This window comes from Bradyrhizobium cosmicum (genome assembly GCF_032290525.1).
Taxonomy (GTDB): domain Bacteria; phylum Pseudomonadota; class Alphaproteobacteria; order Rhizobiales; family Xanthobacteraceae; genus Bradyrhizobium; species Bradyrhizobium cosmicum_A.
The window spans coordinates 195170-211893 of sequence record NZ_JASXTA010000006.1; the positions used below are offsets into that span (position 1 = coordinate 195170).

12 protein-coding genes are annotated in these 16724 nt (G+C 63.9%); 8 read left to right on the top strand and 4 right to left on the bottom strand.

What is annotated here, in order from left to right; all coding sequences use genetic code 11:
• Nucleotides 1-114: 114 nt before the first annotated feature.
• The 3 genes from dnaG to QSV46_RS13640 all read left to right on the top strand — a co-directional run bounded on the left by dnaG (nt 115) and on the right by QSV46_RS13640 (nt 5429).
• The gene (gene dnaG, locus QSV46_RS13630; RefSeq protein ID WP_314951592.1) at nt 115-2139 is read left to right on the top strand and encodes a DNA primase; all 2025 of its coding nucleotides are present in this window, start codon (nt 115-117) and stop codon (nt 2137-2139) included.
• A 375-nt stretch (nt 2140-2514) separates the two neighbouring features.
• Nucleotides 2515-4668 carry an RNA polymerase sigma factor RpoD gene (rpoD, locus tag QSV46_RS13635; protein WP_314951593.1) on the top strand — a complete coding sequence of 718 codons (2154 nt, stop codon included), beginning with the start codon at nt 2515-2517 and terminating at the stop codon, nt 4666-4668.
• Between the two features lie 137 nt (nt 4669-4805).
• A complete protein-coding gene (locus tag QSV46_RS13640; protein WP_314951598.1) occupies nt 4806-5429 on the top strand; it encodes a DUF262 domain-containing protein in 624 nt (207 codons plus the stop codon).
• Between the two features lie 330 nt (nt 5430-5759).
• Here the strand turns inward: QSV46_RS13640 and QSV46_RS13645 are convergent, their stop codons facing one another.
• Entirely contained in the window at nt 5760-5996 is a 237-nt protein-coding gene (locus tag QSV46_RS13645; RefSeq protein WP_314951601.1) for a hypothetical protein, read from the bottom strand.
• 613 nt (nt 5997-6609) lie between these two features.
• Entirely contained in the window at nt 6610-9846 is a 3237-nt protein-coding gene (locus QSV46_RS13650; RefSeq protein ID WP_314951604.1) for a P-loop NTPase fold protein, read from the bottom strand.
• A 236-nt stretch (nt 9847-10082) separates the two neighbouring features.
• Between QSV46_RS13650 and QSV46_RS13655 the strand changes: the two genes are divergently transcribed.
• The gene (locus QSV46_RS13655; protein ID WP_314951607.1) at nt 10083-10889 is read left to right on the top strand and encodes a lytic murein transglycosylase; all 807 of its coding nucleotides are present in this window, start codon (nt 10083-10085) and stop codon (nt 10887-10889) included.
• A 143-nt stretch (nt 10890-11032) separates the two neighbouring features.
• Here QSV46_RS13655 and QSV46_RS13660 read toward each other — a convergent pair whose 3' ends face one another.
• Nucleotides 11033-11875 (bottom strand): SDR family oxidoreductase, encoded by an 843-nt coding sequence (locus tag QSV46_RS13660; RefSeq protein ID WP_314951609.1) that lies wholly within the window; start codon nt 11873-11875, stop codon nt 11033-11035.
• 127 nt (nt 11876-12002) lie between these two features.
• On the opposite strand from QSV46_RS13660, the gene QSV46_RS13665 reads away from it, so the two are divergent.
• The 4 genes from QSV46_RS13665 to QSV46_RS13680 all read left to right on the top strand — a co-directional run bounded on the left by QSV46_RS13665 (nt 12003) and on the right by QSV46_RS13680 (nt 15523).
• Nucleotides 12003-12377: a response regulator gene (locus QSV46_RS13665; protein ID WP_314951612.1), complete on the top strand. Its 375-nt coding sequence runs from the start codon at nt 12003-12005 to the stop codon at nt 12375-12377.
• Nucleotides 12378-12433: 56 nt separating this feature from the next.
• Complete coding sequence (locus tag QSV46_RS13670; protein WP_314951614.1) at nt 12434-13045, top strand: LysE family translocator; 612 nt, start codon at nt 12434-12436, stop codon at nt 13043-13045.
• 605 nt (nt 13046-13650) lie between these two features.
• A complete protein-coding gene (locus QSV46_RS13675; protein WP_314951617.1) occupies nt 13651-14862 on the top strand; it encodes a GGDEF domain-containing protein in 1212 nt (403 codons plus the stop codon).
• Nucleotides 14863-14896: 34 nt separating this feature from the next.
• Nucleotides 14897-15523 (top strand): peptidoglycan recognition family protein, encoded by a 627-nt coding sequence (locus tag QSV46_RS13680; protein WP_314951620.1) that lies wholly within the window; start codon nt 14897-14899, stop codon nt 15521-15523.
• Between the two features lie 171 nt (nt 15524-15694).
• Here QSV46_RS13680 and rpoH read toward each other — a convergent pair whose 3' ends face one another.
• Nucleotides 15695-16594: an RNA polymerase sigma factor RpoH gene (rpoH, locus tag QSV46_RS13685; protein ID WP_314951622.1), complete on the bottom strand. Its 900-nt coding sequence runs from the start codon at nt 16592-16594 to the stop codon at nt 15695-15697.
• Nucleotides 16595-16724: the final 130 nt, after the last annotated feature.

Genomic DNA, 16724 nt, shown 5'->3' on the forward strand with positions numbered 1-16724 from the left:
TCTTTCGACCTGTGAATAGCCGGGAGAAGCCACACATGCTTCGTATTTTCCGGGGCCGTGCCTATATGCCTATCCGGTTGGCCATAACGCCCGACTCAGCCCAGAATCAGCATAATGCGCTTCACGCCCCAATTCCTCGACGAGTTGCGTGCCCGGCTTTCGGTCTCCGAAGTCGTGGGCAAGCGCGTCAAGCTGAAGAAGGCCGGACGGGAATGGAAGGGGCTGTCGCCGTTCCAGCAGGAGAAGACGCCGTCCTTCTACGTCAACGACCAGAAGGGTTTTTACCACGACTTCTCCTCCGGCAAGCACGGCGACATCATCAACTTCGTGATGGAGACCGACGGCCTGCCGTTCGCCGAGGCGGTGGAGCGGCTCGCCAGCATGGCGGGACTGGCGCTGCCGGCGGTGACGCCCGATGCGGCGCGGCAGGAGCAGCGCCGCCGCACGCTGCATGACGTCATGGATCTTGCCGCCACATATTTCGCGGAGACGCTGGCCTCGCGCCTGGGTGCGAAAGCGCGCGGCTATCTCGCCGACCGCGCGATCTCGCCGGCGACGCAGTTGCAGTTCCGCCTCGGCTATGCCCCGCCCGATCGCTTCGCGCTGAAGGAGCATCTCGGCAAGCTCGGAATCTCCGTCGAGGACATGGTCGAGACCGGGCTTTTGGTTGCCGGCAACGACATTCCCGTGCCTTACGACCGCTTCCGCGATCGCGTGATGTTTCCGATCACGGACTTGCGCGGCCGCGTCATCGCCTTCGGTGGACGCGCGCTGGAGAAGGACGTTCCGGCAAAGTACCTGAACTCGCCGGAAACGCCGCTCTTCCACAAGGGCGACAATCTCTACAATCACCAGACCGCGCGCAAGGCGACCCATGACGGCGCTTCGCTGATCGTGGTCGAAGGCTATGTCGACGTCATCGCCATGGTGACCGCGGGCTTCGCCGGCAGCGTGGCGCCGCTCGGCACCGCGCTCACCGAAAGCCAACTCGCGCTGCTCTGGAAGATGGCGGACGAGCCGATCCTGTGCTTTGACGGCGACCGCGCCGGACAGAAGGCGGCTTATCGCGCCGCGGACCTTGCCTTGCCGTTTCTCGCGCCCGGCAAGAGCCTGCGCTTTGCGCTGCTGCCGGAAGGCCAGGACCCGGACGATCTCGTTCGCTCCGGCGGCCGCGGTGCGATCGAGGAGGTGATCGCCGCGGCGCGTCCGCTCGCCGACATGATCTGGTCGCGCGAGCTTGAGGGCGGCAACTTTGCCACTCCCGAGCGCCGCGCCGCGCTGGAGGCGCGGATCAAGGAATTGTCGAACGGCATTCGGGACGAGGTGGTGCGGCGCTACTATCGCCAGGATCTCGCCGAGCGGCTTCAGCGTACCTTTGCCCCCGAGAGCGGACGCGGCGGCTTTGCCGGCCGGGGCAATTTCCGCCAGGGGGCCGGCGGCCGCCCGTTTCAGCCCCGCGGCGGGCAGCCGAATCGATTCGGCGGCCAGGGATATGGTGGGCAAGGATTTGGTGGCGGCCGCCGTGGCCCGCCCGGTCCGATCCCGTTGCCCTCCGGCCCCTACCAGGCGGCGAGCCCGCAGCTCGCAACAAGCCCGATCATGAAAGGCCAGCGCAGCGCCATCTCCCGCCGGGAGGCCCTGATCCTGCAATGCCTGATCAACCATCCCTGGCTGCTGCATGAGCACTTGGAGGAGGTCGCCGCCCTGGAGCTGGCCCATCCCGAGGCTCACAAGCTCCGGGCCGGCATCATCGCCGCCTTCGCCAACGACCATCACCACTCGCCGGACCCCGGAGAGCTGGCTGAGAAGATGCGGGCCGATATCGAGAAGGGCGGATTTCTACAGCTTCTTCAAAGGGTTGAGAGCGGCATCACGACCGCGGCCGTGTGGGGCGCCCGGGAGGGGGCGGCCAGGGACGACGTTCTCGCCACCTGGCATCAGCTGGTTGCCTTGCATCGGCAATGGCATTCACTACTTAGAGAACTGAAAGACGCCGAGCTGGCCTTGGGGGAGGACCCCAGCGAGGCCAATTTGGCGTGGCTGCGCGACGTCAAGGCTCGGATAGGCGAAGTCGACGGTACCGAGGCCCTGATCGAGGGTTTTGGCGAGCTGTCGGGCCGGTTCCAGAAGAGCGTGTGATGAAAGAATCATGCGGACGGCCGGGGCCGGAACCGCTAAAAGACTCGCCAAATCCGAGGTTTGGCGGCAAAAACAGGGTTAATCGAGGCTTAACGGTCTTGTAGCACTTTGGCCATCAGGCGGCCGCAGGCAGAACAGACGCGTCAGGAATGAATCCGCGCAATCGCTGTTGGCACTACACCTGCATCCGCTGCGACAAAGAGGCTCACGAAGCGTTAGGCAAATCCGGCGAGAGAAGGGTCGGGGTGGCGAGAGATAGGCGCGCCGCCCTTTCCGTGTCGAGATCTGACGAAGCGAGAGCGTCGAACAACAGGTTCAAGTGATTTCAGGCCGGCGGGGCGAGCCGTCGGCATGAAGCGCGTTTAGGAGCAATGGATGGCCACCAAGGCAAAGACGCTGCAGGCGAAGGACAAGGAAAAAGACGACAAGGCAGCGGACGCGCCGGAGAAGGACTCCCAGGACGCGCCCTCGCCGTTGCTCGATCTGTCCGATGCGGCAGTGAAGAAGATGATCAAGCAGGCCAAGAAGCGCGGCTTCGTGACCTTCGATCAGCTCAACGAAGTTTTGCCGTCCGACCAGACCTCGCCCGAGCAGATCGAGGACATCATGTCCATGCTCTCGGACATGGGCATCAACGTCACCGAAGCCGACGATAGCGAAGGCGAGGAAGACAAGGACGAGGGCGGCGAGGACGAGACCGACAACGAGCTCGTCGAGGTCACCCAGAAGGCCGTCACCGAGGTCAAGAAGAGCGAGCCGGGCGAGCGCACCGACGACCCCGTGCGGATGTATCTGCGCGAGATGGGCACGGTCGAGCTGCTCTCCCGCGAAGGCGAAATCGCGATCGCCAAGCGCATCGAGGCCGGCCGCGAGGCGATGATCGCAGGGCTGTGCGAAAGCCCGCTAACCTTCCAGGCCATCATCATCTGGCGCGACGAGCTCAACGAAGGCAAGATCTTCCTCCGCGACATCATCGATCTCGAAGCGACCTATGCCGGCCCGGAAGCCAAGGGCGGCATGAACACGGCGTTGATCGGCGGTCCGGCCGGGGAGAACGGCGAAGCCCAGGCGGAAGCTGGCGCTCCGGCAACGGGCGCTGCGCCCGCGCATGTCGCGCCGCCGGCAGCTCCGCCGTCGCCGACCCCGTTCCGCGCCGCGCCTGCGCCCGGCAATGCCGGCGAAGCCGAGAAGGATCCGGGCGAAGCCGCGGCCGAAGCCGACATGGACGAGGACGACGAGTTCGAGAACCAGATGTCGCTCGCGGCCATCGAGGCCGAGCTCAAGCCGAAGGTCGTCGAGATCTTCGACAAGATCGCCGACAGCTACAAGAAGCTGCGCAAGCTCCAGGAGCAGGACATCCAGAACCAGCTCGAGAGCACCTCGCACGGGCCCTCGCTGTCGCCGCACCAGGAACGCAAGTACCGCAAGCTCAAGGACGAGATCATCGTCGAGGTGAAGTCGCTCCGCCTCAACCAGGCGCGTATCGATTCACTGGTCGAGCAGCTCTACGACATCAACAAGCGGCTGGTGTCGTACGAGGGCCGCCTGATGCGCCTTGCCGACAGCCACGGCGTCGCGCGTGAGGATTTCCTGCGCAACTACACCGGCTCGGAGCTCGATCCGCGCTGGCTCAACCGCGTCTCGAAGCTCTCGGCCAAGGGCTGGAAGAATTTCGTCCATATCGAGAAGGACCGCATCAAGGACCTCCGCCACGAGGTGCATCAGTTAGCTGCCCTCACCGGCCTCGAGATCGTCGAGTTCCGCAAGATCGTGCACTCCGTGCAGAAGGGCGAGCGCGAGGCACGCCAGGCCAAGAAGGAGATGGTGGAAGCCAACCTCCGTCTCGTGATCTCAATCGCCAAGAAGTACACCAACCGCGGCCTTCAGTTCCTCGACCTGATTCAGGAAGGCAACATCGGCCTGATGAAGGCGGTCGACAAGTTTGAGTACCGCCGCGGCTACAAGTTCTCGACCTACGCGACGTGGTGGATCCGGCAGGCGATCACCCGCAGCATTGCGGACCAGGCCCGCACCATCCGCATCCCCGTGCACATGATCGAGACGATCAACAAGATCGTGCGCACCTCGCGCCAGATGCTCAACGAGATCGGCCGCGAGCCGACCCCGGAAGAGCTCGCCGAGAAGCTCGGCATGCCCTTGGAGAAGGTCCGCAAGGTCCTCAAGATCGCCAAGGAGCCGCTCTCGCTCGAAACCCCCGTCGGTGACGAAGAGGATTCGCATCTCGGCGATTTCATCGAGGACAAGAACGCGATCCTCCCCATCGACGCCGCGATCCAGTCGAACCTGCGCGAGACCACCACGCGCGTGCTCGCCTCGCTCACCCCGCGCGAAGAGCGCGTCCTGCGCATGCGCTTCGGCATCGGCATGAACACCGACCACACGCTGGAAGAAGTCGGCCAGCAGTTCTCGGTGACGAGAGAGCGTATTCGTCAGATCGAAGCGAAGGCGCTGCGGAAGCTGAAGCATCCGTCGCGGAGCAGAAAGCTGCGGAGCTTTTTGGATAATTGATCGGTATCGTCAGGCCCGGGCCGACCCAGGCATCATCCAAATGAAAAGGCGGGCCGAAAGCCCGCCGTTTTCATATTGTGTGAGTGATTGTTCTCGTTATAGTTGCGTAAAATCACAGCGCGCGACTAAGGGGGGGCATGGCTGAGTGGTTTGATGATTATGCCGATGAAGAAGACGAGTTGCAGATTGACGAATACGACATTACGGCGACCCCCAACGACTTTAACGTTTCAACTCTCTTTAATTTCATAGAATCCGGCGCCGTCCGCATTCCTGGGTTCCAACGCAATTTTGTCTGGGACCAAGTCCGCGCGTCCAAGCTAATCGAATCTCTCATTCTGGGAATACCAGTCCCGCAGTTGTTCCTGTACGAGCAGGCGCGCAACCGCTTCCTCGTGATTGATGGCCAACAGCGCCTTATGTCCATCTACTACTTTATCAAGCGAAGATTTCCGAGGAAGGAAAAGAGAGTTGAGATTCGCGCGATCTTTGACAGAGAAGGGAAAATTCCAGACGAGGTTCTTCACGATGACGAATACTTTGACGACTTCAAACTTAAGCTCTCAGAAAAGCTCCCAAACCAAACCAATAAATTTCATGGACTGAACTATTCTACTTTGGGCGATTACAAGACCCAATTCGATCTGCGCCCGATCCGCAATATCATCGTGAAGCAAAACAGCCCGGCGGGTGATGATTCCTCGATGTACGAAGTGTTTAATCGCCTAAATACGGGCGGTATCGAGTTCGGATTTCCTTGAAATTGGTCGCGAACGGAATAGGCTCGTCCATCAAGATTACGGCAGTTTCTTTCTCGAAAAATCTGCCGAGGAAATATTTGGCTCGTATGTTTCCGGGATGGTGTTCGTAGATTTTGTGCCGATGGCCCTTCGAGATTTCTCCGCGAAGCTGAAGGCTATGCCCGCCTAAGATCGCTCTATTCAAATTGGTCCGGCGGGGGACGCCCCGGTAGTTTCTGGATACCCAATCAAGCGCGCCCGGACCCGATCCGGGCCGCGATCCAAGCGAAAGCGGCGGGCCTGAGCCCGCCGTTTTTCTTTGTGCTGTCGCTGCGTGTCTCGCGAGCGGGCCTACTTCTTCTTCGCCCCGACCCGTTCGAGTTCCTTGATCGCCAGCGGCGGGCGGCCCGATTTTTCGGCGATCTCGCGGTCCTGCTCCATGATGAAGCCGCGCGCGGGCTCGTCGCCGTCGAGGCCGCCAAGGAGATCGGCGGGCACGCGCCGGTTCGAGCGCTGGGAGCCGTCTTCATAGAAGACGTTGAAAAAGGCGAATTCGCCCTTGGGATTGGTTCCGGGTTTTTTGGCCATGGCGGGCTTGTCGTCGATCAGGGCGCCATAGTCAAATGACTTTGGCGGGTTTTCCGGTGGTAGTGCGGCCCCTGTGGCGGCGGAATCGGCCGCGCGATCGATCGAGGACGTCCGTTTGCGAGATGCTCGGGGGCGGGAATGGAAGCGTCCAGCGCTTCCTAAAATCCGATGCCGCCGTTCGATCGGACCTCGTCGATCGAACCCTCGCCTCAATAAACGGCGGGCCGAGAAAGCCCGCCGTTTATTTCTGGTCTTCAGCGTCGCCCGGGGCTGGTGGGGCGACAACCTAGGATAGAAGGTTATAACCCGCGTCATGAGATGGCAAGGCAAATCACGGGAGCGCCGATGTCGCAGCGTGCGGATGAGATATGTGTTGCTTGTGAGCGTCGCTTCGGCGCGCTTTCAAGCCGGATGATTGGGCTTTGTTCATCTTGTCTGCTCTCGCAACGCAGCGAGAGTTCGCCCGTTTGCGTCGATGAGCGCAGACAGCTGCATTTTTTCCGAGAGTGCGCAGCAGCTGTCATTCGCTGCACGCCAATGAGTTCCAGTTTGCGCCGCGCGGCTCGATGCGTGCGCGCGGCGCGACCGCCGCCGCCGGTTCTGAATGCCGCGCCTAAAGCGAGCGCCTAAGTGCCCTGAAGGCCGCGATCGCCTCCGGCGTCGGCGGCCAATCCGACGGGAACTTCGCCTTGAAGGCACTGACACATTCCGCGATCGTGGCTTGCTTAAGCGAGGGCAGGCCGCTTGTGGCCGCCGAGGGCGGCTGCACGGACCAGTCCGGAATGTCATCACACAGCGCGACGATGCCGCCGAGCGCAACCAGCGTCGGCTCGCTGATGTCGGCGCCGCTGGATCTTGCAGGTTTGACGTCGAACCATCGATCCAAGACATCCGATGTCTCGTGCGCCGGCCGCAGCCGCATGGCCTGGAGACGCAGCCGGTTCTGATGACGCTTGACGCCTCGCGGCGTCGGATCGGCCTCGAACACGGCGGGATGCCAGATCGCCAGCGCCGTGCGGAAATGCTTGGAATCCTCCACCTTGTCCTCGCGTACCATGGTGACGCGCCGGGCTGCCAGCAATGCGATGAGCAGCAGCGCAACGGCAAGGCCAAGATAGGGCGGCACGCGTCGGGATAGGACGAGCTGATCGGCGGAGGCTACCGGCACGGCCGTGTTGGCGTCATCGCGGCGCTCGGGCGCGAGGTTCGGCGCGGCCGATGCGGCGTCTTCGGTGGCGGCAGACGCGGGCGCTGCCGTGGCTTGCGGCGGCTTCGCCGGGGGCGGCGACACCACGCTCTGCAAATTATTGGCCCATGACGCCAGCAGCCAGATCATCAGCAGCAGCGCCATCGCCGGGATCCCGACATCGGGCACGTAGCGAAGCGTCCTTCGAATGCGGTCCGGCCATGGCGACATGGCCTCTCGCCGCTCGTCGTGGCCGAACGACAGCCCGACGCTGTTGCGGACGTCCACGTCGGGAACGGGAATGGTGAGGTTGAGCAGCTTCTTCAGATATTGCCGGGCGCGCTGCTGGTCGTCGCCATATTGCTTGGCGATGATCTCCACGACCTTGGGCTCGTCCATGCCGAGGAAGATGAAGCACGGGCCCGCCGTGGTCAGGAAGTTGATGGATTCCAGCACCTCCATCAGGTTTGCCGGCGTGCAGCGGTCGAGATCGTCGATGAAGATGACGAGGCCAGGGCTGGTGGAGGTTCGCAAAGCCCGGCCGGCGGCGTCGAACTCCTTGGCGAACTTGTAGCGGAAGCCGAGCTGGGCGCTGAAATCGGCGAGCTTGGAGTTGCCGCGCAACGTCGCCATCAGCTCGGACGGCTTCAGGTTCATGGTGGCGTAGATCTTGACGATCACGAGCAGCAACGTGCCGGCGCCGACGAAGAGGGCGTGGTCGAGCCAGCTGCTCGCGGTGTCAGCCAGTTGCGCGAGCTTCGGCCACTCGGCGTCGGGTTTGAGCCAGGCGGCCAGCGAGTTGCCGATGGCGGCCCATTTGAACGCCCAGGCCACGCTGAAGATCACGGCAATGGTCAGCAGCAGCGGAACGATGTCCCGTCCCGCGCGCACGTACAGCAGCCGCGCCCTGAACCAGAGGCCCGAGAGGCGCCAGACCGACGGGATCGCCTGGCCGCGGATGTTCTCGAGCAGGGCCGCGAGAATGTTCTCTTCTTTCTGGTGATGCCAGGCATTGAACCAGACTGGGCTCGATCCTCGCTGGCGCAGATCTTCCGCCACGAGGTTCATCAGCGAGCTCTTGCCCGTGCCCCATGGACCGGTGATGGCGATCGTCAGGGGCGGCGAGGTGCTGGTGTTGCGCACGAACCGCGACAGCGCGAGCGCCAGCGGCTTCATCCCGAGCACGTCGAAATCGTTCCACCCGATCGGCGTATCGGACGTGCCGGTCGCGGAAATGCCCTCGTCGACCTTGCTGCGGGGCAGGTCGTGCCACGCCAATCCGGTGAAGAAGAAGGCGAGCGCCAATCCCGGCAGCGCGCCGAACAGCACCCAGGGCGCGAATTGCCATCGATACGACAGTCGCTCCCAACTCTTGCCACCGTCCGAGGTCTGGAACACCGCCGGAAGCGGGCCTTCCTCGTTGCCGTCCTCCCAGCCCGACGAGATCCAGCCGAAGCGCTGGTCGGGCTGGAAGTGAAGCGAGCGCAAATTCGCTTTGGTCGGATTTGCATTGGTCGGAAGGGTGACGAATTGAGTCTCGTGCTGCACCTGGCCGGCCGGGGTGAACAGCTTGAACGTGGTGGCGGCGAGATGACCTTGCGCGAACAGCGTGAACATCCTGGCGGTGCGACGAGGCAGCTCCACCTCTTGGTCGGGAGGCAGCAGAGCGAAGAAGTTCATCCGCGATGATGTCGTCCGCAGAAATTCTCTCACGCCTCCCTGCAGCTTGGCATTCAGGCCCGCCGCGGCGCGATATCCGCGAATTTCGTCGTCGACCGCGTACCCCGACAATGCGAACGGCACCCGCGCGTCGACCGCCGTCAACAGCATTGGATCGATCGACCCCGAGCCATCCGCCGCATTACGGGCCGGGACCAGCAACGGCTGCTCTCCATCGACCGCGATGAAGGGCGCGGGATTGAGGTCGGTTGGAAATCCTTTCCAGCTTTGTCCGCCATCCCGGCTGGCCGAACCGTCGATTCCCGCCAGCCGGAGGCACCATGTGCGGCCCTTGTCGCAGCCGGCCCAGTAGGCCCCCTCCGACAGCGGCTGGCGCGCAGGCAGTCTTGCGAAATTGGGATCGGCACTGGGGTCCGGCACCAGCCTGACCGCCGCCGGTTGCGGCGCGCGCGGGGCGGTCACCTTCGAATCCTTGGATTCGATCGACGGCTGTTGCTGGATCGGCGATTGCTGAACCGGGTTGTTGGGGATCTTCGACGGTTCGGCCTGATTGGGCGCTATCGGTCCCGTCTTTGGCGCAACCTTCCGATCAGGCTCGCCGGCACGGGCGGCCTCGAATCCCAGCCAGTGAAACGCGGCGCGCTGCGGGGCGGGGTCCGTCAGCCCGACCGGCCGCTCGGTGAGCCAGGCCGTCGATTTCGGCCGCCATGACAGCACGCCGGCGGCGCCCATCGGGACCACGGGCATCAAGGCCAGACGCGGATCGGGTTGCAGCTTGAACAGCCATTCCAGAAAGCCCGGATCCGGCGTGAACGGATCGGTGCGTATCGAGCGATCGGTCAGGCCGACGATGCAAAGGATGAGCAGGGCGAAAGTGATGGTCGCCTTCAGGTAGAGCCGGCGCAGCATCACCCGCCGGTCGGTCCGGGACGCCCCCTCGGACAGGCCGCCGGTGGAAACTGGCGTCGGCGCTTTGGCATCCATGACGCGCCCTTCGGAACGAAAACCGCAGGCTCAACCCCGGCGCGCATCCCGGTCGTGCACGTCCTGGGCCTGATGATATGTCTGGATGAGGCGCTTCAGGTTCACATGTATCGCGGGCTCCGGCGTCAGCATGGCGAGCCGTGAGGCGCCGTGACCAGTGCGCTTTGACCGGTCCGCTGTTCCCGGGCATGATCGTGCGCTGCCGTCCGCGCAGATTCTCCAGAGGATTTCCCCGCATGCTGAGATACGTCCTGGCCATCGCCGTCATCGTCTGTCTGGCCGGTGGCTCGGCGCAGGCCGCGCGCTGCGGCGGCGACTTCAACAGCTTCGTCGCCACCATGGCTTCGGAAGCGCAAGGAGCCGGCGTCTCGGCGAGCGTGACCAACGCGGCGCTCAGCGGCGTGACCCCTGATGGCGCGGTGCTGGCCTTCGATCGGCGCCAGCGTTACACCTTCAACAAGAGTTTCGAGCAGTATGTCTCGACCCGCGTCGGCCCCGGCCGCATCAATGGCGGCAAGGCGCTGCTGCAGCGCCATGCCGCACTGCTCTCGCGCATCGAACAGAAGTTCGGCGTGCCACGCCATATCCTGGTCGCGATCTGGGGCCTCGAAAGCGATTTCGGCAAGGGCGACATCGGTAAGATGCCAGTGGTCCGCACGCTGGCGACGCTCGCGCATGATTGCCGCCGCACCGAGCTGTTCCAGGGCGAACTGCTCGCCGCCCTCAAGATCGTGCAGCGCGGCGACCTGCCGCTGCGCGACCTGATTGGCGCCTTTGCCGGCGAGATCGGCCAGACCCAGTTCCTGCCGTCGTCCTACATCAAATACGGCGTTGATTTCGACGGCGACGGTCACGTCGACCTTCGTCACAGTGTCCCCGACGTGCTCGCCTCGACCGCGAACCTGCTGCACACCAGCGGCTTCAAGATGGGTCAGCCCTATGGCGAGGGCACCGCCAATTTCGAGGCGATGCGCGAATGGAACAGAGCGGTGATCTATCGCAAGACGATCGGGTATTTTGCGGATCGGCTGGCGGGGCAGTGACTACATACTCGGTGTCATCACCCGCGAAAGCGGGTGATCCAGCATTCGAGCGACAGTGGTGGCTGAACCGAGAAGCTGCGGCGTACTGGATTCCCCGCTTTCGCGGGCAATGACAGCGCCGAGTGGCGCAAGCCCATCACCTCTCACGTCCCCTTCGCCATTTTCTCCAGCTTCCGCTGCAACGGCGCCCAGTACGTCGCCGGGCGGAAGCGCTGCAGCAGGTCCATGAAGCGGGCGTCCTTGCCGATCAGGATGCGCGGCTCGTTCTTCTCGATGCCCCTGATGATGCGCAGGGCGGCGTCCTTCGGGGTGGTCCTGGCCGCATTCTCGAACCGCTCGATCGATTGCGCGCGTCGGGCATTGTCGGTGACGCCGAGCCCGGTGCGCGAGTTGCGCGCGATGGCGGTGGCGACGCCGCCGGGATGCACGACCGACAGTCTCACCGAGCTGCCTGCAACTGCAAGCTCATGCCGCACGCTCTCCGAAAAACCGCGCACCGCGAACTTCGCCGCGGCATAGGCCGACTGCCCGGGCGGCGCGATGATGCCGAAGATCGAGGAGAGGTTGACGATATGCGCCTCGCCCCTCGTCTTCAGATGCGGCAGGAACGCGCGTGTGCCGTGCACCACACCCCAGAAATTGATGTCGAACAGCCAGTCCATCTGGGCCTGGTCAATCTCCTCGAACGACCCCATCACAGCCACGCCGGCGTTGTTGATGACGATGCCGAGCGCCGGATGTGCGGCGACCGCATCGCTCGCGAACTGCGCGATGTCGCCGGGCTCGCCGACGTCGAGGCGGTGAACGGTCACCTTGCGCGCCTTCTCCGGTCCCTCGCCGATCTCGGCGGCGAGCGTCTTCAGCCCGGCCTCGTCGCGATCGGCGAGCGCGAGGTCGCAGCCGCGCCGGGCAAACTCGATGGCCAGCGCGCGGCCGATACCGCCCGCCGCTCCCGTGATGGCGGCGGCGCCGCGAATCATGGTCATGGATTCCCCCATCAAGCTCCGACCGTGGAACTATGATTTACATTTTTTCAGAATGGAACCGAACCGTATTCGAGTTGGCTCCTTAACGTAAGTTACTTGGACGGAGGCGGCAGCATTGGAGCAACCGATGGGACAAACCAGACCATTTCCTGCAACAGCCCTCATCGTAGAAGACGACCTCATGCAGCGGGAGATGCTCTGCCTCCTTCTGGAGGAGAGCGGCTATCAGGTCATTCAGTGCGAGAGCGCGGAAGCGGCCGAACGCGTGCTGGATAAGAACGCCGGGGCCCTCTGCCTGATGATGACCGACGTGCAGCTCGCCGGCCGCATGAATGGCGTCGAGCTCGCGCATGTCGCCAAGGACCGCAATCCAAAGCTCGACGTCGTCGTCACGTCCGGCCGTCCCTTGATGCAACCCCTGCCGATGGGCGCGAAATTCTGGGCCAAACCCTGGGCACCGCTCGACGTGTTGCGCGAGGCCGAGATCGCGCAACTGTCCTGACGGCACGCTCTTGGCGTCCGCTTCCTTGCCCTGGAGCGCAGTGATAAGGTCAGCCAATGACCTTGTCCTTTCTGATCACCTCGCTCATCGTCGTCGCCTCGCCCGGCACCGGCGTGCTCTACACGCTGGCCGCGGCGCTGACGCGAGGCTCGCGGGCCAGCGTCGCGGCGGCGTTCGGCTGCACGCTCGGGATCGTGCCGCACATGATGGCGGCGATGCTGGGCCTCGCCGCGGTGCTGCACACCAGCGCGCTCGCCTTCGCCGCGTTGAAATGGGGCGGCGTGCTCTATCTGCTCTACATGTCCTGGCAGGCCTTGCGTGAGACCGGCGCGCTCGCGGTCGAGGGAGAGATCAGGGAACGGTCGAGCGGCCGGGTCATCGCCACCGGTTTCCTGATCAACATCCTCAATCCGAAACTGTCGATCTTCTTCCTCGCCTTCCTGCCGCAGTTCATCGCCGCGGACGAGGCCCATGTGCTGGCGCGGATGCTGGAATTGAGCGGCGCCTTCATGGCGATGACGTTTGCGGTGTTCGTCCTTTACGGTCTCTGCGCAGCGTCGGTGCGCGAGCGCGTGATCTCCCGGCCGCACGTCATGGCCTGGCTGCGGAGAAGTTTTGCCACCGGCTTTGCCGCGCTTGGTGCCAAGCTGGCGTTCGCGGAGCGGTAGCCGACAAAATAGCGCATGCCGGTAAAAAAGCGGGCCTCGCGCCCGCTGCCTTCAAATTCAAATCCTACCCGAAGCCCGGGCGGAGCGAGGCTCCACCCGGGCAAAGAAAAAGAAGTCTCGTTACTTCTTCTTCGCCTTCTTGGCCTTCTTCGCCTTCTTCTTCACCGCCTTCTTCGCTTTCTTAGCCATAGTATCCTCTTAAGGGTTCATGGTTAAACGCGACACGAGGGATGCTCGGCGGAGGGCCAGCCTCGCAACATCCTCGACCACAAGCTCACCAGATTCGCAGGTCTCTGCCCCGCGCCGTCACATCCGTGTCATCACGTTATCCACAGCTCAGATGCGTTTTCGGGTGATTTCTGCCCGCGAATCCGCATCGCGATGCGCCTCGGCGTGACCGCGCAGGGGCGCGGCGACATGCCTAACGATCCAACAATCGCCGCGCGGCGTTCATGAATCCAAAACCAAAGGCGCGTTTTCGCGGATCGCAGTGAGGGTCCGTTAAGCGCAATCCGTGCATTGTCTTCCGCAAGAACACGGGGACGGGTCATGGACGAACGGCTGCCAGAGACGGGGAGCACGGCGCTGCGCGTGCCGCACGCGCCATGCTGAACGTACCGACACTCTGGACCGTCTTCGTCGTCAACTTCCTCGCGCTCGGCCTGATCTGGGCCTACGTGGCGCGCTCCTATCCGAAATTTGCGGCCGCGCGCTTCTGGATGGCGTCGTCCTTCGTCGGCGCCGCCGGCGCGACGGCGGCGCTGGCGCGGCTGTTCGTCTCTTCTCCCGTGCCGCTGCTGTTCGGGGCCGCCGGCGTGATTGCGGCGAGCTGCCTCGCGGCCATGGGCATTCAGCGCTTCTATGATCGTCCGGTGTCGTGGCGCGTCATGGGCGGGACGGGCGTCTTCAGCCTCGCTGGTGTCGTGTTCTTCATGGTCGGCTTCGAGCACATGCAGCTGCGCATGCTCAGCTACACGCTCGGTCAGGCCTTGCCGCTGGTGCTGGCGCTACGCCTCTTGCTGTCGCCGCCCGAAGGCCGCGTCAGTCCCGGTGCCCGGTTGTCCGGCATCGTCATCCTCACCATCATCGCCATCTTCCTGGCCCGCGCAACGGGCAATCTGCTCGGCTACGATTTCTCGGCGAAGGCCGGTGGTCAGGGCCATGCCGTCATGGTGCTGGGGCTGGTGTTCCTGTCGATGACGCTCAATTTCGGCTTCCTGCTGATGGCGATCGACCGGCTGCGGGGCGAGGTTGCCGACCTCGCGCTGCTCGACGATCTCACCGGTGTCGCCAACCGGCGGCATCTGTTGCAGCGCCTCTCCGAGGAATGCGCCCGTTCGGAGCGCAGCGGCGAGCCGTTCTCGCTGCTGGTGATCGACCTCGACGGCTTCAAGGCCATCAACGACACCCATGGCCATGCCGCGGGCGATGCCTGCCTGCGGCACTTCACCCTGATGGCGCAGACGCGCTTGAGGCCCGGCGACATGCTGGCCCGCACCGGCGGCGACGAGTTCTGCGTCGTGCTGCCGGCTTCCACCTTGCGCGAGGGTGCCGCGATCGCCCGCCGCGTGCTCGAGGTCTGCCGCCAGGATGCCGCCGGCTGCACACCTGGGGACATTCCGATTGCGATCTCGATCGGGGTCGCCGAATGGGACCGCGGCATCGGCCAATTCCCGGACCGCCTGATCGCGCATGCCGACCACGCCCTCTATGCCGCCAAGAAGAACGGCAAGAACGATTTTGCGGTCTATGATCCGGTCCCGCCGCTCTCGCCCGAGCCGCCCGGGCTCGGCGAGGCCGCGCGCAAATTCGCCTGAAGGCTGCTACGCTGGGGTCCGTTGTTGGACCCTCATGATGATTTCCCGCCTGTTCGCGGCCGCAGTCGCCGCTCTCCTCCTGATCACACCTGCTGCCGCAACGGACGCCGAGTTCGCAAAACTCGCGCGCAGCTCGGGCACGCCTGACATTGCGGGCCTGAAGATCGTCTGGCTGGCGCCGTGGGGCGATGTTGCCAGGGCCCATGCCTGGCGCAACATCATCGTGCACCAGACCGAGGGGCCGGCAGGCTCGGCGCGCGGCGGCGCGACGGAGCAGGCGAAGAATCCGACGCGGCGCGGCGTCACGGTGTGGGTCGAGACCGACGGCACGGTCTATTGGGCGGTCGCGGAGAATCTTGTGCCAACCCATGGCGACGGCGCCAACCGCAACGACAACAAGTACATCGACAACAGCTCGACCTATCGCCGGGTGGTGCGCGACAATTCGATCGGCGTCGAGTTCGCCGGCAATTATCCCGATGTTGCGGCCGGCCCGACCGAGGCGCAAGTCGCGGCATGGAAGATCCTCGTGAAGGTCCTGCGCGCGCGCTACGACATCCCGCGCGACCACGTCTATGCGCACAACTGGATCGACTACAAGGATTCGCGTTATTGCGAAGGCTGCTGGCTCGCGACGCTGGCGAGGATTTGGGGGGAATGACGAAGGGGGCTCACACCTCCTTTCGGGCCGGCTGACCGGCAGCGGTTCAAGGCGAGTCCGGCCGGCGTTTCCGCCAAGTGCTGTGCATCTCACATCAACAAAAAAGCCGGCGTTGCCGCCGGCTTTTAAGTCTCTTTCGATCCGCCAATCTCTTGCCGTCAAAAGCTCCGCTTAGAGCGCGGCTTCCAGCGCGGCCTGTTCGGCCTTTGCGATGGTGCCCTTGACCGCGGCCTGCACCTTTTCGAAGGCGCGGACCTCGATCTGGCGGACGCGCTCGCGCGACACGCCGAACTCGGCAGCAAGGTCTTCCAGTGTCATCGGCTCATCGGCGAGGCGGCGGGCCTCGAAGATGCGGCGTTCGCGCGGGTTGAGCACGCCCATGGCGCCGTTCAGCGCCTCACGGCGGTGATCATACTCCTCGTGCTCCGCCATCATGGCTTCCTGGTTGGGCGTATTGTCGACCAGCCAGTCCTGCCATTCGCCGGCTTCGCCGTCGTCGCGGATCGGTGCGTTGAGCGACGCGTCGCCGCCAAGGCGGCGGTTCATGTCGATCACGTCCTGAGCGGTGACGCCGAGACGCTTGGCAATGGTCTTCACCTGGTCGGGGCGGAGATCGCCTTCGTCCAGCGCATTGATCTTGCTCTTCGCCTTGCGCAGGTTGAAGAACAGCTTCTTCTGGTTCGCGGTGGTGCCCATCTTCACGAGCGACCAGGAACGCAGGATGTACTCTTGAATCGACGCCTTGATCCACCACATCGCGTAGGTGGCGAGACGGAACCCCTTTTCGGGTTCGAAACGCTTCACCGCCTGCATCAGGCCGACATTGCCTTCCGAGACGACCTCGGAGATCGGCAGGCCGTAGCCGCGATAGCCCATGGCGATCTTGGCCACGAGGCGGAGATGGCTGGTGACGAGTTGGTGCGCCGCGTCGCGATCGTCATGCTCGCGCCAACGCTTGGCGAGCATGTATTCCTGCTGGGGCTCCAGCATCGGGAACTTGCGGATCTCGGCGAGGTAACGAGAAAGGCCGGATTCTCCATTGAGGACCGGCAGGGTAGCGGTACGGGCCATGATGAAGCCCTCCAAGGTTCAGGCCCCCGATAGCGGCGGGCCAGGCAGACGACCGCTGTGTTAAAGCCGGCCGTAGCTGCGATGTTCCGCGTTGGTCCTTTCCAACGCACGCGCAATATACCCCATCGGG

What these genes read in the sequence shown, in the direction of transcription:
- QSV46_RS13655 (WP_314951607.1), top strand. Translation starts at nt 10,083, where the DNA reads ATGCTGAGATACGTCCTGGCCATCGCCGTCATCGTCTGTCTGGCCGGT.
- rpoD (WP_314951593.1), top strand. Translation starts at nt 2,515, where the DNA reads ATGGCCACCAAGGCAAAGACGCTGCAGGCGAAGGACAAGGAAAAAGAC.
- QSV46_RS13670 (WP_314951614.1), top strand. Translation starts at nt 12,434, where the DNA reads ATGACCTTGTCCTTTCTGATCACCTCGCTCATCGTCGTCGCCTCGCCC.
- rpoH (WP_314951622.1), bottom strand. Translation starts at nt 16,594, where the DNA reads ATGGCCCGTACCGCTACCCTGCCGGTCCTCAATGGAGAATCCGGCCTT.
- QSV46_RS13665 (WP_314951612.1), top strand. Translation starts at nt 12,003, where the DNA reads ATGGGACAAACCAGACCATTTCCTGCAACAGCCCTCATCGTAGAAGAC.
- QSV46_RS13650 (WP_314951604.1), bottom strand. Translation starts at nt 9,846, where the DNA reads ATGGATGCCAAAGCGCCGACGCCAGTTTCCACCGGCGGCCTGTCCGAG.
- QSV46_RS13680 (WP_314951620.1), top strand. Translation starts at nt 14,897, where the DNA reads ATGATGATTTCCCGCCTGTTCGCGGCCGCAGTCGCCGCTCTCCTCCTG.
- QSV46_RS13660 (WP_314951609.1), bottom strand. Translation starts at nt 11,875, where the DNA reads ATGACCATGATTCGCGGCGCCGCCGCCATCACGGGAGCGGCGGGCGGT.
- QSV46_RS13675 (WP_314951617.1), top strand. Translation starts at nt 13,651, where the DNA reads ATGCTGAACGTACCGACACTCTGGACCGTCTTCGTCGTCAACTTCCTC.
- QSV46_RS13640 (WP_314951598.1), top strand. Translation starts at nt 4,806, where the DNA reads ATGGCTGAGTGGTTTGATGATTATGCCGATGAAGAAGACGAGTTGCAG.
- QSV46_RS13645 (WP_314951601.1), bottom strand. Translation starts at nt 5,996, where the DNA reads ATGGCCAAAAAACCCGGAACCAATCCCAAGGGCGAATTCGCCTTTTTC.
- dnaG (WP_314951592.1), top strand. Translation starts at nt 115, where the DNA reads ATGCGCTTCACGCCCCAATTCCTCGACGAGTTGCGTGCCCGGCTTTCG.